The sequence below is a fragment of the Pseudomonas sp. N2-3-1-14 genome (assembly GCF_041228395.1).
Taxonomy (GTDB): domain Bacteria; phylum Pseudomonadota; class Gammaproteobacteria; order Pseudomonadales; family Pseudomonadaceae; genus Aquipseudomonas.
The window spans coordinates 2,360,760-2,375,303 of record NZ_CP166199.1 but is presented as its reverse complement, the minus strand read 5'-3'; the positions used below and the strand labels follow the sequence as shown (position 1 = coordinate 2,375,303).

Sequence of the window (14,544 nt, the reverse complement as noted above, 5' to 3'; positions counted from 1 at the left end):
GGTCCCAGTGGAGCGCATCGAGCGCTGTGCCTTGCGGCGTTCAAAACAGTCAGCGCCTGGTTGTTATCACTGCCCTCCTGAATGCCATAAGGCACACCAGGCGTCACGCGCGCCACAAACCACAGCGCCATCAACCTGGCGCTCTCAGTCAACTCTGACCGCTGCGTTCAAGCAACAGCAAAGCTCAAGAATTAAAGTTGAAGCGCCAGGGGAAGCAACCCCAGCTCACAACTCCAATAATAGAGCGACGTCAATGAAACTGAACGCATCCTTGCCAGCGTGCCTGGCTTTCAGCTTCGTATCACTTGCCGCCCAGGCTGCTGAGGGCCCACCTCCGCCTTCCGTCAGCCAGCCCAGCGGTATCAACCTGGGCGGCACCAGCTTCTACGACGGCTTCGCCGGGCCACCCGGGCTGACGCATCAGACCTACCTGAAGTTCAGTACGTCCAGCAGCATTCGTGACAATGCCGGCAAAGACAACCGCAACTTCGATAACCCGAAAATCAATGTCATTACCCTGATCAACCAATTCAGCTATTACTCACCCAACACCATCGGTGGCGGCGCGCACCTGGGCTGGAGCCTGTTGGTCCCGGTGGTCTCCCTGGACGGCGACTTTGGCGACAACGGTGTCAAGCTCAAGGACAACGGGGTCGGTCTGGGTGACGTCACCGTCGGCCCGCAGATCCAGTTCGACCCGATCGTCAACGCCGAGGGCCGGCCCGTGTTCGTGCAGCGCGTGGCCTTCGATACGATCCTGCCCACCGGCAAGTACGACAAACACAAGGACTTGAACCCCGGCTCCAATTACTTCTCCTTCAACCCCTACTGGGCCGCCACCTTGATGCCGGCACCGCGTTGGGAAGTGAGTTGGCGCTTGAACTACCTGTACAACTTCAAGAACGACGACCCGGCCAGCAGTTCGGCACAGTTCTATGAAGGGCGACCGGTGCGCGACACCCAGGCAGGGCAGTCGGCCTGGGCCAACTTCACGGCCTCGTACGAGGTGTTCCCGAAGGTCTCGGTCGGGATCAACGGCTATTACTTCAGGCAGATTTCGGATGACCAGGCCAACGGCGATCGCCTGAGCAATTCTCGCGAGAAGGTGCTCGGCATCGGCCCCGGCCTGTTCTGGAAAATAACCGAGGACAAGGCCTTCTGGCTCAATACCTATAAAGAGACCGGCGTGGAAAACCGCAGCAAAACCGATTACGCCGTGCAGGTTCGCTACGTTCACAAGTTCTGACTGAGGTGATGTTTGATGAATGCGCTCAACTCCATCGACAGCAAGAAATCACTGGGCGCTATTTGCCTGATGATGGTCATTTCCCTGGGCACGCTGCAGATCCAGCCGATCCTGGGTGGCGCGTTGATTGATCAGCTGGGTGTGCCGCTCAATGCCATCGGCGTGATTTTCGCCGCTGAGCTGATCGCGATGGCCATCGCCTGCGGCGTATGTGCGCTGCTGATGGCACGTGTCGACCGCCGCCGCTTTGCGCTGGTTGCCTTGTTGATATTGGCCGCCGGCAACCTGGTCAGCACCCAGCTTCACAGCCAGGCGTGGCTGGTGGTTTTCAGGGTGGTCTGCGGTGCCAGCGGTGGCGCGGTCATGGCGGTGGTGTATGCAACCGCTGCACTGCGCAGGTCAAAAGACGCGACATTTGCCGTGATCAATATCGGCAACCTGCTCTGGGGCATGCTGCTGGTGACGTCCATGCCCCTGCTCTTGCAGGCGTTTGGCGTGCAAGGTGCCTTTTTCCTGCTGGCCATCACCAGCCTGCTTGCCGCACTGGGTTGCTGGAGAATACCCAGGCACTACTCAGACGCCCATCGCATTGCCCACGGTGCAGCCCGGCCGTTCGGGCTGACCTCCATGCTGCTGATCGCACTGTTTGCGCTGCTGTTTTTCGGGCATTCCGCCCTGTGGGTGTATCAGGAGCGAATCGGCAAGAGTCTGGGACTGGAGCCCCAGCAGATCGGCGCCATCCTCGGTGGCAGCATCCTGGCCGGCGCCCTGGGGGCGGGACTCTCCGGGATGATCGGACGACGCCTGGGTTTGTTGTTCCCGCAACTGTTGAGTTTTGGCACCGCCTTGCTGGCGACGCTGATCATGGTCTACGGCGACAGTACCGTTGCGTTCGCCACCACGGCTTGCCTGATTCATATGGTGTGGTTTTTCAGCTTGCCGTACCTGCTTTCGATGGCCGCCGAACTGGACCCCTCCGGTCGATTGGCGGGCCTGGGCAACGCCGCGATTTTCGTCGGCCAAGGGCTTGGCCCCTTTGGCGCCGCGCTGGTGGTGGGTGATGGGCACTTTCGCGCGGTGGGCTGGCTGGCCGCCTGCGCTTATGTGCTGGCCTTGATCATCTCGTGCCTGGTGGTGGCTCGCTTCCGTCGAGGCGTGAAGCCTTGTGGGCAGGCGCTCTCGACGCAATCGGCCTGAATGTCATTAACGAAACCGATCCATGAGATGAAGCGATGAATACTCCATTCCCCAACACCCCCGAATTTTCCGGGGCGCTGTACACACCCAGCCGCGTCGAAGGCGAGGTGTATGACCTTGAGGTCGAAGGCGCGATCCCCGAGGCGATCCGTGGCACCTTTTACCAGGTGTCACCGGACCCGCAGTACCCGCCCATGCTGGGCACCGACATATTCTTCAACGGCGACGCCCTGGTCAGCGGCTTTTACTTTGCCGATGGCAAGGTCTCGCTGCGCCGCCGCTACGTGTTGACCGACCGATTGGTCGCTCAACGCCGTGAAGGACGTTCGCTCAATGGTGTGTACCGCAACGCCTACACCAACGACCCGCTCGCGGCAAAAAACAACACCACCGCCAACACCTCGGTGATCGCGCACAACAACGTTCTGCTGGCACTCAAGGAGGATGCCATGCCCTGGGCGCTGGACCCGCAGACGCTGGAGACCCTCGGCGAGTGGAATTTCGACGGGCAAATCGACGCTGCGAGCTTCACGGCCCATCCCAAGCTCGACCCGGTCACCGGAAACCTGCTGGCCTTCAGTTACGAAGCCAAAGGCGACGGCACACCCGACATGGCCTATTTCGAGATTTCGCCGCAGGGGAAACTGCTGCATGAGATCTGGTTCCAGGCGCCCTACGCCGCGATGGTCCACGACTTCGCGGTCACCGAGCATTACGTGGTGTTCCCACTGATCCCCTTGACGGTGGACGTCGAACGCATGAAAAACGGCGGCCAGCATTTCCAGTGGCAGCCCGATCTGCCCCAGCTGTTTGCCGTGGTGCCCCGCCATGGGCACGCGCGGGACGTGCGCTGGTTCAAGGGCCCCAAGGACGGCTTCCAGGGCCATACCCTGAATGCCTTCGACAAAGACGGAAAAATCTACCTGGACATGCCGGTCACCGGCGGCAATATTTTCTATTTCTTCCCCCAAGCGGACGGCTTCGTACCACCGCCGGAAACCCTGGCAGCCAGCCTGATGCGCTGGGTGTTCGACCTCCACAGCTCGCAGGATGAACTGCAACCCCAGGCACTGACGGACTACCCCTGCGAGTTTCCCCGCTGCGATGACCGCTACATCGGACGCCAGTATGAACACGGGTTCTTGCTCGCCTTCGATCCGCAGCGGCCCTATAACCCGTCGAACGGGCCGATGCCGTTTCAATTCTTCAACCTGCTGGCGCACCTCAACCTCACAACCGGCGTCACCGATGCCTGGTTCCCCGGTGACAGCGGATGCTTTCAGGAGCCCATTTTCATTCCACGCTCGGCTGAGGCACCGGAAGGTGATGGCTACGTGGTCTGCCTGCTCAACCTGATTGCCGAAGGCCGCAGCGAACTGGTGGTACTGGACTCGGCTGACATGTCAGCGGGCCCTATCGCACGCATCAAAATCCCGTTTCGCATGCGCATGTCGCTGCACGGCTGCTGGGTGCCACGTTAAGTCGGCCTGGCATTCCCCTCTCCTCCAATAGCCACACCCGTCGCCATCCACCCCCTGGAATGGCACGGGTTGCTTGGCGTTGGAAATCTCGATTCGATGATCGAACACAAAACCCACACTTATTCCGCAATACGAGATTTATGCATAAATCCCACTTTACAGGATTAATGCACAAGCCTAGATTAACCCCATTACTGCCCCGCTCCCGTTCCCCTTTCCGAGAGGACGCTTCATGAAATTCGCAAGCTTCGTTGTTCAAGGCCGCACGACTTACGGTGTGGTTGACGGTGATCAGATAATTGACCTGGAATCGGTCAAGGCCACCTTTGGCGCCGACCTCAAGCAGGCGATTGCCGCCAACCGCCTGGGAGAACTGACCCAAGCCGTGCTCGCGCCACTGCCACGCGTGGCAGTGGCAGACGTGACGTTCCTGCCGGTTATCGCGAACCCCGGCAAAGTGCTGTGCATCGGCATCAACTACGCCACCCACGTGCGTGAAACCGGCCGTGAAATGCCGACTTACCCGATGATTTTCACGCGTTTCGCCGACAGCCAGGTGGCCCACCTGCAACCGATCATTCGCCCCAAGGCTTCGCACAAACTGGATTTCGAAGGCGAGCTGGCGGTGGTCATCGGCAAAACCGCACGGCACGTCAAAGCGACGGATGCATTGGACTATGTGGCCGGCTATGCCTGCTACAACGATGGCAGCGTCCGCGACTGGCAGAAGCACACGATCCAGTTCGTGCCTGGCAAGAATTTTCCGAACACCGGCGGTTTCGGTCCTTGGCTGGTGACCGGCGATGAAATCGGCGACCCCCAGGACCTGGAATTGACCACGCGCCTGAACGGCGAAGTGATGCAACACACCCGCACCAGCGACATGATTTTCGACGTGCGCCAATTGATCGAGTACTGCTCAACCTTCACCGAACTGGCGCCCGGCGATGTGATTGTCAGCGGTACCACCGGTGGTGTCGGCGCCTTCCGCGAACCGCCGGTCTGGATGAAGCCTGGCGATACCGTCGAGGTCGAGATATCCGGTATCGGCATCCTGCACAACAGCATCGCCGACGAGCAGTAAGCCATGAAGCCAGTGTCTGAATCACAAGCCCCGCCGGAACAGGACGCCGATAACAAAGGCTCGAGCCTGGAACGCATGCTGCGGGTCCTGGATTTATTCACCGAAGCCAGCCCGATCTGGGCGGTCGACGTAATGGGCGCGGAGCTCGGTTATACCCGCTCGACCATCTACCGCTACGTTCGCGAACTGGCCGAGGCGAGCCTGTTGTTTCAAGTCGAGGCCGGACGTTACGCGCTGGGCGCGCGGATTATCACCTGGGACCGCCAATTGCGCCTCAGCGACCCCTTGGTGCGCGCGGCACAGTCCCTGGAGCAGGACCTGCCGCGCTGGAGCGAGCAGCAAGTGTGGCTGATCTGCCGGCTGTTCAAGGACCAGGTGGTGTGCATCCACCAACAGGGCGAGTTGTTCAGTGAGGTCAGCTATTCCCGTGGTTCACCCAGGCCGCTGTTCCTCGGCGCCACCTCGAAAGCGATCCTCGCCAACATGACTTCGCGCCAGCACAACCAACTGTTCCTGGAAAACCCCGACGAAGTCCGCGCCAGCAACCTGGGCCACACCTGGGAACAGTTCCGCCGCTCACTGCAGCAACTACGCCGCCAGGGGTATGTCGCCAGCGCGGCTGAAATTGATCCCGGTGTCTACGGCCTGGCGGCGCCGATCCTCGACAGCGACGGCAAGGTGGTTGGCAGCATCAGCTGCGTTCGTCCGATCGAAGAGCGCGACAACACCCTGGAAGCGCAACAAGGGGCACAGATGCTCAGCCTCGCGCAGGCGCTTTCGCAACGCATGGCGGCGCTCACCCACGCCCCCCGACAGCCGGACTGAAACCTTTGGAAGGGAATAACAATGACAACCCTCAACAGCTTCAGCACTCAAGTCCTGATCATCGGTGCCGGCCCCACCGGGCTGACCCTGGCCAACCTGCTCGGCCAGGCCAATGTCGACACGCTGATCATCGACCGCAAGGCCGGTACCGTGACCGAACCCCGCGCCGTCTCGATCGACGATGAATCCCTGCGCACCATGCAGGCGATCGGGCTGGATGACGCCGTACTGCGCGACGTGGTGCCCGGCTACGGCGTGCACTACTTTACCCGCCCGGGCGGTCGTTGCTTTGGCAAGGTCGAGCCCACCGGCAAGGTGTATGGGTTTCCCAAACGTAACGCCTTTCGCCAGCCGTTGTTTGAAAGCACGCTGAAGAACGGCCTTGAGCGTTTTGCGAGCCTGACAGCACGCTTCAGTCACGAACTGCTGGAGTTCACTCAAGATCAGCACGGCGTGCGTGCCTTGATCATGGACGCCGATGGCCAACTGCTCGACGTCAAGGCCAGCTACCTGGTCGCCTGCGACGGCGGGCGCAGCCCGGTGCGCAAGCAACTGGGGATCGAGATGGTCGGGTCCAGCTTCGCCTCACGCTGGCTGGTGGTCGATACCGACCAGGACGACGACCCGTTCTGGCAGACCCGCGTGTACTGCGATGCCAGACGCCCGGTCGTGGAAGTACCCGGCCCGCACCGCACACGGCGCTTCGAGTTCCAGCTCAAGCCTGGGGAAGCCGATGCGCAGGCACTGAGCCCCGAGAGCCTGCACACACTGCTTCGTCCGTTCAAGGGGGATGCCCCGGTGTCCATCGTGCGCAAGACGGTCTACACCTTTCATGCCCGCGTTGCCGAGCGTTGGCAGGTGGGCCGCGTCTTTCTGGCCGGCGATGCCGCACACTTGACCCCGCCCTACGCCGGGCAAGGGATGAACAGCGGCGTTCGCGATGCCCACAATCTTGGCTGGAAGCTGATCGGCGTCATCAAGGGAAAAATGGCCGCGACCGCCCTGCTGTCCTACGAAAGCGAACGGCGCGACCATGCCTGGGCCTTGATCAAGCTGGCCCTGAACCTGGGCGTGGTCATGGCCCCGGCCACCGTACTGCGGGCTCGTTTGATCAGCGCCGCCTTCGCATTGATAGGCCTGGTGCCACCGCTGCGCGATTATTTCCTGCAAATGCGCTTCAAACCCAAACCGCGGTTTACCAAAGGCCTGGTGCTGCCCGAAGGCAAGGCGGGAAAGCTGGCCTGTGGGCAAATGTTTCCTCAACCATTGCTGACCGACGCCCAAGGCCATGCCCACCTGCTGGACGCAAGCCTCGGGGACGGTTTTGCGCTTATTCAATATGGCGACCCTGCCCACCAGCGTCTTGACCAACTGCACCACGGTCTTTGGGACCACCTGGAAGCCAAGCGCATCCTGATCCTGCCCGCGCACTGGCAGACACTGCCATCGCTCCCGGGCTGCACCGTGCTGCAAGACCGTGAAGAGGCGCTCAAGGGCGTGCTCGGCGACAGCCAACAGTTTTTGCTGCTACGCCCGGATCGCTATATCGCCGCCATCTTCGACATGGCCACCCAAGACCAGACCGCCGAATCATTGCAGACGCTGTTCGGCATCACCCTGACGAACAACTGCGCGGCTGAGCCACGCATGGCGCCCGTCTACCCCTGAACCTTCAGCCCCAGAGGTGTTTATGCAAACCTTGCAGACTTCCACACCCGCACGCCTGTGCTATCTGCACCTGGCAAGCAAAGATCCCCAGCAGCAAGTCGAGTTCTATCGGCGTCTGCTGGACATGGACGGCCTGGCGCAAGCCGACGGCAGTTGGCTGCTCCAGGGGCCCCAGCGCGCCATGCTGATTTCGCCCGCCGACCACAGCGGCCTGCTCGCCGCGGCGTACGACCTGGGCAGCCAGCCGCGCTTGAGCGAGTTGCACGCGCGCCTGGTAGGCAAAGGGTGCAGCGTCGAACCGCTCGACTCGCCGTTGCTGGAAGCGGGCGCCTTTCAAATCCGTGATCCCCAGGGACGGCAAACCGTCTTTGGCGTCGCCCGCAACGCATCCACGGCCAACCCCAAGGGCATGCCGGGACGCCTGCAGCACGTGGTGTTCCAGACCACCGAACTGGAAGCGATGATCGACTTCTACGTCAACACAGTGGGCTTTACCGTCTCGGACAATGTCGTGGACGAGCAAAGCGGCCAGCTCACCACCTGTTTCCTGCGCTCGGACGATGAGCACCATTCGCTGGCGTTTTTCCGCGGCTCGAAAAACGAATGGGACCACCATTGCTACGAAACCAATGAATGGAACGACATTCGCGACTGGGGCGACCGTTTCGCCAAGGAACGCATCACCCTGTTCTTCGGCCCGGGTCGCCACGGTCCCGGCAACAATCTGTTCTTCATGGTGGTCGACGCTGACCGCAACCGCCTGGAGTTCTCGGCCGAGCTGGAAATCACCGAAGCCAGCCGTCCACCCGGGGTCTGGCCACAAGAGGAATACACCCTCAATTCCTGGGGGCGCGCCTGGATCCGAAGCTGAATACGTTCAACCACAGGGCCTGCCCTCTCCTCCCCTTAAATTGACGCGGCTACCTGCCTCTAAGGTAAGACAATGACAACTCCAATCATCGCGCCCTACGCCATCAACGGCGACCAGTACATCAACGGCACCTGGCGCGCAGGTCGTTCTGCACGACGCCTGGACGACCGCAACCCCTTCAACGGCGAGTCCTTGCTGGAAATGCCCCTGGCCTCGGTGGCCGACCTGGACGACGCCTACCAGGCCGCCCGGCGCGCGCAAACCGATTGGGCAGCGCTGCAACCGACCCAACGCAGCGCGCAGTTGGAAAAACTCGCCCAGGTCATCCAGAACCGTCGCGAAGAAATCATCGACTGGCTGATCCGTGAGTCCGGCAGCACCCGTATCAAGGCGGGCATGGAATGGCAATTCACCCTCAGCCTGGTGCGCGAGTGCGCAACGCTGCCGATGCAGGTCGAGGGCCGGATCCTGACCAGCTACAAGCCTGGCGAACAGAGCTTCGTGTTCCGCGAGCCTCTGGGGGTGGTCGGTGTGATCAGCCCCTGGAACTTCCCGCTGTACCTGAGCATGCGCTCAGTGGTCCCGGCACTCGCGCTGGGCAATACCGTGGTACTCAAGCCGGCCAGCGATACGGCGGTCACCGGCGGCCTGCTGATTGCCCATCTGTTCGAAGAAGCCGGTTTCCCGGCGGGCTCGCTGAACGTGGTGGTCGGCGCAGGTTCGGAGATAGGCGATGCGTTCGTCGAGCACCCGATACCGAGCCTGATCTCCTTCACCGGCTCCACGGATGTGGGCCGCAATGTCGGACGTATCGCCACCGGCGGCAAGCACATCAAGCGCGTGGCGCTGGAGCTGGGCGGTAACGCGCCGCTGGTGGTGCTGGCGGATGCGGACATCGAGATAGCGGCACATGCCGCAGTGGTCGGGCGCTTCCTGCACCAGGGCCAGATCTGCATGAGCGTCAACCGGGTCATTGTCGACCGCTCGCTGTATGCCGACTTCGCGGCGCTGGTGGTCGAGCGCGTGCGCAACCTCAAGACCGGTGACCCGGCCCTGGCCGACACGGTGATCGGGCCGGTGGTCAACCAGAGCCAGCTCGATGGCCTGCTGGGTAAAATCGACGCCGCCGAGCGCGCCGGCCTTAAGCAATTGTGCGGCGGCCAGGCGCGCGGCCTGGTGCTGCCGGCCCATGTGTTCGGCGAAGTGGGCCCCGACCAGGCCCTGGCCCGGGATGAAACCTTCGGGCCGTTGTTGCCGCTGATGGTGGCAGAAAATCAGGCGCATGCCCTGGAGTTGGCCAACGCAAGCGAGTACGGTCTGTCGAGTGCGGTGTTTACCCGTGACATGGCGCGCGGCTTGAGTTTTGCCCGTGGGATTGTGGCGGGCATGACCCATATCAACGACATTACCGTCGATGATCAGCCGAATGCTCCTTTTGGCGGCGAAAAGAACTCCGGCCTTGGGCGCTTCAACGGCCACTACGCTCTGGACGAATTTACCCGTGCACATTGGGTCACCTGGCAAGCCGGGGGCCATCACTACCCGTTCTGATCGCGTGCCAGGATCGGGCAAGGCTCAGCCTTCGCCCGGTCAGCCAACACCAAAAATAAAAAGGGCGAAACAATGAATAATCTAGCCTGTGTGTCCACCGAACAGGTCGTTTGTTCTGACCGGCTGATGAAGTGGAAAGAGTTCATGAGTGATCACCTGGGCCGCACGCCGGAGTATATAAAGCGCCTGGAATCCACCAGCATCGACCCGTTGCAGGACGGCAACTTCCAGGGCCGGCTGGAATACGGTGACCTGGGCCAACTGCGTTTTTGCCGCATGACCGCCAGCGCCCATCGTTACTCCCGCCACCTGAGCCAGGCGCTCGACGTGCTCGACACGCCGCGCATGCTGATCCTGCAAATCGCCGGGGTCAGTCATTTCGACCAAGGCCAGCAACACAGCACCGTCGCGCCGGACGAAATGCTGCTGGTCGATTGCGGCAAACCCTTTAGCGTCACGAGCCCCCAGGGCTGCGAGCACTTTCTGCTACTGTTCCAGGGCGCCAACGGGCAACTGAAACACCCCGGCGACATGCACCTGAACGCCCGCAATGGGCTGGGCCGCATGCTGATGCACCTGATCAGCGACGCCTACCAGCACTATCCGTTGCTCAACAGCCACTCGGCCGCACTGATCGGCGACAGTATCGCCGGGCTGCTGGACAACGCACTGAAGAACAAGCAGGACGAAAAACAACTCGAACATGACTTCCGCTTCTTCAAGCAGAACCGCCTCAAGGCCTATATCGAACGCCACCTGGCTGACCGCGACCTGAGCACCGAACGCATCGCCAACGCAGAGCAGTGCTCGGTGCGCAGTTTGCACCGCGCGTTTCAGGATGAGTTGGGGTGCAGTGTCAGCGAATACATCTGGCAGCGTCGGCTGTCCCGTTGCGCCGAGGACCTGCGCAACCGCGAACAAGCCCATCGTTCACTGACCGAGATCGCCTATGCGTGGGGCTATGGCAGCAGCTCGCACTTCAGCCGGCACTTCAAATCGACATTTGGCATGTCGCCCCGATTGTTCCGGGAAACGGCCAGCGAAAGCCGGGGTTAGTCGCCAGCCGTTTGCGCATCAAGCGCCTCAACTTCGACGCAAGAGGGTATTGGGCGCAACACCAAAGGCCTTGCGAAACGCGTGGCTGAAATGGGAGAAGTCAGAAAACCCGAAGTCCAGCGCCGCCTGGGACACGCTGCGCACCTGGCCGCGCTCGATCGCCTCACGGCTGGCATTCAGACGCTCTTTCCAAATCTCTGCAACCGGGGTTTTCTGGTACCGCGCGAAGGCGCGCGTAACGGTTCGCGTGGACACATTGTGGGCTTGCGCGATGACTTCAATCGACAGGTCCGGCTCGGTCAGGTGCCGTTGAATGTACTTCATGATGCGGCCGTAGAGGTCCAGCTCCTGGTGGGTTGTCTTCAGGTCCTGGAGTTCCAGGCTGATCACCAGCAGGTCAATCAATGCGCCTGAATAAAGATTCGAGATGTGCTCATCCTGCAACGACGTCGGTGCGCTCGCAGCCTGTCGCAACATTTCACGCAGTGGAATGACGCCGGGGCGCCGGTCGTCGAGGACCATCGCCGTGTAATCGGCGATCCGTGGCAGACGCTCGGTCAACAAGGCTCGCGGAATACGGACCAGGTGGTTTTCGGTACCACCGAAGCTGAATCGAAACGCTTGAGTTGCGTCATAAAGAAACAAATTTCCGGTTGCCAGGTTGGCTTTTCTTCCGCCTTGCTCAATTTGTCCATGGCCATTTCGGGAGAAGCCCAACCATAAGTCTTCAGCCGGTCCGCTGCGCAGGTGCCGCTCGGAGCGTTCCCAGTAATGCAGCGGCGATGACAACGAACAGATGTCCAGATCGCCGACAGTGTTGATGGCAAGCGCTCCGTCAAAACTGCTCTGGGACAAGGGTTTGCTATCTGCCGACAGGCAATGGCGGCAAACCACCTCTTTCCAGTAATCAAAGCGACGGGGCGCCGCTACGGCAAGGGTCGAATACTGCGTGCTTGGGTTCATGGCACTGACCTCAACAACGATGCAATTGACGCTTGATAGGTTTGATTTGCGGCCAATATCCAGCCTTCAAAAGCAATTAGCAGGCCAAGCGCAGCCGCAGGCCTCTTCAGGTGCCGCCGTGCGATTTCCATCGAGACGTTCGCCAGGCTTCGGTGCTATCGCCTTCGCCGTCATCCCCATTTAGAAGCACCGCACGTCACGCGGTTGGCTCACGTGCACCAACGCGGACCACAGGTGCAATTGCAGTTCAGCATTGTCTTTTCCAACCAAACGGTTGTCTCGTCGAACAAAGCGCGCCCTCGCCGCCCAGCCTAATTTCCACCTCACAGCAGCTCACCCCACCGCTGATGAGGCATGCCATGCATCGACCCTATTCACAACGAATGGCTGATTCCTCCTGGCTTCTGCAAAGGCGCGACCTCGCACCTGAAGAGTCGGCTTATTGGTTGATTGAATGGGGGGCCATGACGCTGCTGCACCGATGGCAGGTCGCCAAGCGCGACCTGCCGCCGAAGCGCTGACGCCCACCCGTAGGCCTGAACGAAAATAACGAGGAGCTCAACATGGAATCTGCAATCGACACACATCTCAAATGCCCACGCACCCTGTCCCGCCGCGTGCCCGACGAGTATCAACCGCCGTTCCCGATGTGGGTCGCGCGCGCTGACGAACAGCTGGAACAGGTGGTGATGGCCTATCTCGGCGTGCAATATCGTGGCGAGGTCCAGCGCAAGGCTGCATTGCAGGCAATGCGCCATATCGTCGGCAGCTTCAGCCTGGCCGATGGCCCGCAAACCCATGATTTGACCCACCACACCGACAGCAGCGGTTTTGATAATTTGATTGTGGTCGGGTACTGGAAAGACCCTGGCGCCCACTGTCGCTGGTTGCGCTCATCCCAGGTCAATGACTGGTGGAGTTCGCCGGATCGGCTCAGTGACGGCCTGGGCTATTTCCGCGAAATCACCGCCCCGCGCGCCGAGCAGTTCGAGACCTTGTACGCCTTCCAGGAAAACTTGCCCGGTGTCGGCGCAGTCATGGATACCACCAGTGGCGAGATCGAAGAACACGGTTACTGGGGCTCGATGCGCGACCGCTTCCCGATCTCCCAGACCGACTGGATGAAGCCCACCACTGAGCTGAAAGTGGTCGCGGGTGACCCTGCCAAAGGCGGCCGGGTCGTGGTGCTGGGGCATGACAACCTCACCCTGATTCGTTCAGGCCAGGATTGGGCGGATGCCGAGGCGGACGAACGCTCGCTGTACCTCGACGAAATTTTGCCGACCTTGCAGGACGGCATGGACTTCCTGCGTGACAACGGCCAACCCCTGGGCTGCTACAGCAACAGGTTCGTGCGCAATATCGACATGGACGGCAACTTTCTCGACCTGAGCTACAACATCGGCCATTGGCGCTCGGTGGAAAAACTCGAACGCTGGGCCGAATCCCACCCTACCCACCTGCGTATTTTCGTGACGTTCTTCCGCGTGGCCGCGGGTTTGAAAAAGTTACGGCTGTACCACGAAGTGTCCGTGTCAGACGCCAAGAGCCAGGTATTCGAGTACATCAACTGTCACTCGCAGACCGGCATGTTGCGCGACGCGCTGTCGCCAACCGCCTGAGCGCCATCGGCGCTTACAGCCCAATTTCGGCTTCCTTGCCACCCTCCCCGGGTGGCCCGGTCTCCCTGTGCGAGGAATAAAAGATGAATAAGATTCGCCTGCTGACACTCTCCACCCTGTTGCCCGTACTTCACGCGAACGCCGGTGAAGTAGCCCCTGGCGACTATGAGCAATACCCGGTCGGCGCGACCATCGGTGCGATTTATTACCAGCACTCCACCACGGACTCGGCCTACGCCAACGGGCACAAGGTCAGCTCTGACTACAGGTTGAGCTCAGACGTCGGCATTCTGCGCCTGCTCCATGTCTACGCGCTCAGTGACACGGTCACCATCGACCCGCAATTCCTTTTGCCGTTCGGGCACGTCTCCAGTGCAGGTGATGCCTCGACGCTGGGCAGTACCCGTGGCGTCGGCGACTTGATCCTGACCGCGCCGGTCAAGTGGCGGCTCAACGAAGCCCGCGACACCCTCAGTGTCGCTCCCTATCTGTACGTACCCACCGGCACCTACGACAAGAATGACGCGCTGAATATCGGTGAGAACCGCTGGAAGTTCGAACTGCAGAGTGCCTACGTCAAGCACTTCACAGAACAATGGGCAATGGACCTGGTCGGCGGCGCTACCTGGTATGGCGACAACACTGATTATGGTGCAAATGCCGACCGTATGAAGCAAGACGTTTCCTACGCAGCACAGATCATGGGCCGTTACATGCCGGACGCCACCACCGCATTTGCTATCGGCGTCGGGCGCACCTGGGGAGGCGAGACGAACGTCGAGCACGTCAATCAGGATAACGAGTTGGGCACAACCAACTTCCGTCTGACGGCCACCAAATTCGTCACCCCCAAGGACCAGATCCAACTGCAGTTGGGCAAGGATCTCTCGGTGGACTATGGCGCCAAGGAAGACTTTCGCATGAACCTGCGTTACGCCCGCATCTTTTGACGCAAGCGTCCACCGGACAGCCATCGCAGA

General features: G+C 60.9%; 13 protein-coding genes. 12 read left to right on the top strand and 1 reads right to left on the bottom strand.

Going from position 1 to position 14,544, the window contains the following annotated elements; translation table 11 throughout:
* Positions 1-253: 253 nt before the first annotated feature.
* The 9 genes from AB5I78_RS11110 (at position 254) to AB5I78_RS11070 (ending at position 10,979) form a co-directional block, all read left to right on the top strand.
* Positions 254-1,246, top strand: a complete 993-nt coding sequence (locus AB5I78_RS11110) for a transporter (protein ID WP_145163518.1) — start codon at positions 254-256, stop codon at positions 1,244-1,246.
* Positions 1,247-1,261: 15 nt separating this feature from the next.
* A complete protein-coding gene (locus tag AB5I78_RS11105; protein WP_369302690.1) occupies positions 1,262-2,443 on the top strand; it encodes an MFS transporter in 1,182 nt (393 codons plus the stop codon).
* 35 nt (positions 2,444-2,478) lie between these two features.
* The gene (locus AB5I78_RS11100) at positions 2,479-3,924 is read left to right on the top strand and encodes a carotenoid oxygenase family protein (RefSeq protein WP_369302691.1); all 1,446 of its coding nucleotides are present in this window, start codon (positions 2,479-2,481) and stop codon (positions 3,922-3,924) included.
* Between the two features lie 232 nt (positions 3,925-4,156).
* The gene (locus AB5I78_RS11095) at positions 4,157-5,008 is read left to right on the top strand and encodes a fumarylacetoacetate hydrolase family protein (protein WP_369302692.1); all 852 of its coding nucleotides are present in this window, start codon (positions 4,157-4,159) and stop codon (positions 5,006-5,008) included.
* 3 nt (positions 5,009-5,011) lie between these two features.
* Complete coding sequence (locus AB5I78_RS11090) at positions 5,012-5,833, top strand: IclR family transcriptional regulator (RefSeq protein ID WP_369302693.1); 822 nt, start codon at positions 5,012-5,014, stop codon at positions 5,831-5,833.
* 21 nt (positions 5,834-5,854) lie between these two features.
* Positions 5,855-7,501: a bifunctional 3-(3-hydroxy-phenyl)propionate/3-hydroxycinnamic acid hydroxylase gene (locus tag AB5I78_RS11085; protein ID WP_369302694.1), complete on the top strand. Its 1,647-nt coding sequence runs from the start codon at positions 5,855-5,857 to the stop codon at positions 7,499-7,501.
* 22 nt (positions 7,502-7,523) lie between these two features.
* Positions 7,524-8,372, top strand: coding sequence for a VOC family protein (locus AB5I78_RS11080; protein ID WP_145163506.1), 849 nt, complete (start codon positions 7,524-7,526; stop codon positions 8,370-8,372).
* A 72-nt stretch (positions 8,373-8,444) separates the two neighbouring features.
* Positions 8,445-9,923 (top strand): aldehyde dehydrogenase family protein, encoded by a 1,479-nt coding sequence (locus AB5I78_RS11075; RefSeq protein WP_369302695.1) that lies wholly within the window; start codon positions 8,445-8,447, stop codon positions 9,921-9,923.
* A 72-nt stretch (positions 9,924-9,995) separates the two neighbouring features.
* Positions 9,996-10,979 carry a helix-turn-helix domain-containing protein gene (locus tag AB5I78_RS11070; protein ID WP_145163502.1) on the top strand — a complete coding sequence of 328 codons (984 nt, stop codon included), beginning with the start codon at positions 9,996-9,998 and terminating at the stop codon, positions 10,977-10,979.
* Positions 10,980-11,006: 27 nt separating this feature from the next.
* On the opposite strand, the gene AB5I78_RS11065 is transcribed toward AB5I78_RS11070, so the two are convergent.
* Positions 11,007-11,942, bottom strand: coding sequence for a helix-turn-helix domain-containing protein (locus AB5I78_RS11065; RefSeq protein ID WP_369302696.1), 936 nt, complete (start codon positions 11,940-11,942; stop codon positions 11,007-11,009).
* Positions 11,943-12,301: 359 nt separating this feature from the next.
* On the opposite strand from AB5I78_RS11065, the gene AB5I78_RS11060 reads away from it, so the two are divergent.
* From AB5I78_RS11060 to AB5I78_RS11050, 3 genes are all read left to right on the top strand, one after another.
* Positions 12,302-12,463, top strand: coding sequence for a hypothetical protein (locus AB5I78_RS11060; RefSeq protein WP_369302697.1), 162 nt, complete (start codon positions 12,302-12,304; stop codon positions 12,461-12,463).
* A 42-nt stretch (positions 12,464-12,505) separates the two neighbouring features.
* Positions 12,506-13,564 carry a phenylacetaldoxime dehydratase family protein gene (locus AB5I78_RS11055; protein ID WP_369302698.1) on the top strand — a complete coding sequence of 353 codons (1,059 nt, stop codon included), beginning with the start codon at positions 12,506-12,508 and terminating at the stop codon, positions 13,562-13,564.
* Positions 13,565-13,647: 83 nt separating this feature from the next.
* A complete protein-coding gene (locus tag AB5I78_RS11050; protein WP_369302699.1) occupies positions 13,648-14,514 on the top strand; it encodes a transporter in 867 nt (288 codons plus the stop codon).
* The last annotated feature ends 30 nt before the right edge of the window (positions 14,515-14,544 follow it).

Bases quoted from the DNA above. Each gene is read 5' to 3' on its own strand.
- AB5I78_RS11090 (WP_369302693.1), top strand. From the start codon at position 5,012: ATGAAGCCAGTGTCTGAATCACAAGCCCCGCCGGAACAGGACGCCGAT.
- AB5I78_RS11080 (WP_145163506.1), top strand. From the start codon at position 7,524: ATGCAAACCTTGCAGACTTCCACACCCGCACGCCTGTGCTATCTGCAC.
- AB5I78_RS11100 (WP_369302691.1), top strand. From the start codon at position 2,479: ATGAATACTCCATTCCCCAACACCCCCGAATTTTCCGGGGCGCTGTAC.
- AB5I78_RS11065 (WP_369302696.1), bottom strand. From the start codon at position 11,942: ATGAACCCAAGCACGCAGTATTCGACCCTTGCCGTAGCGGCGCCCCGT.
- AB5I78_RS11110 (WP_145163518.1), top strand. From the start codon at position 254: ATGAAACTGAACGCATCCTTGCCAGCGTGCCTGGCTTTCAGCTTCGTA.
- AB5I78_RS11105 (WP_369302690.1), top strand. From the start codon at position 1,262: ATGAATGCGCTCAACTCCATCGACAGCAAGAAATCACTGGGCGCTATT.
- AB5I78_RS11070 (WP_145163502.1), top strand. From the start codon at position 9,996: ATGAATAATCTAGCCTGTGTGTCCACCGAACAGGTCGTTTGTTCTGAC.
- AB5I78_RS11060 (WP_369302697.1), top strand. From the start codon at position 12,302: ATGCATCGACCCTATTCACAACGAATGGCTGATTCCTCCTGGCTTCTG.
- AB5I78_RS11075 (WP_369302695.1), top strand. From the start codon at position 8,445: ATGACAACTCCAATCATCGCGCCCTACGCCATCAACGGCGACCAGTAC.
- AB5I78_RS11055 (WP_369302698.1), top strand. From the start codon at position 12,506: ATGGAATCTGCAATCGACACACATCTCAAATGCCCACGCACCCTGTCC.
- AB5I78_RS11085 (WP_369302694.1), top strand. From the start codon at position 5,855: ATGACAACCCTCAACAGCTTCAGCACTCAAGTCCTGATCATCGGTGCC.
- AB5I78_RS11050 (WP_369302699.1), top strand. From the start codon at position 13,648: ATGAATAAGATTCGCCTGCTGACACTCTCCACCCTGTTGCCCGTACTT.
- AB5I78_RS11095 (WP_369302692.1), top strand. From the start codon at position 4,157: ATGAAATTCGCAAGCTTCGTTGTTCAAGGCCGCACGACTTACGGTGTG.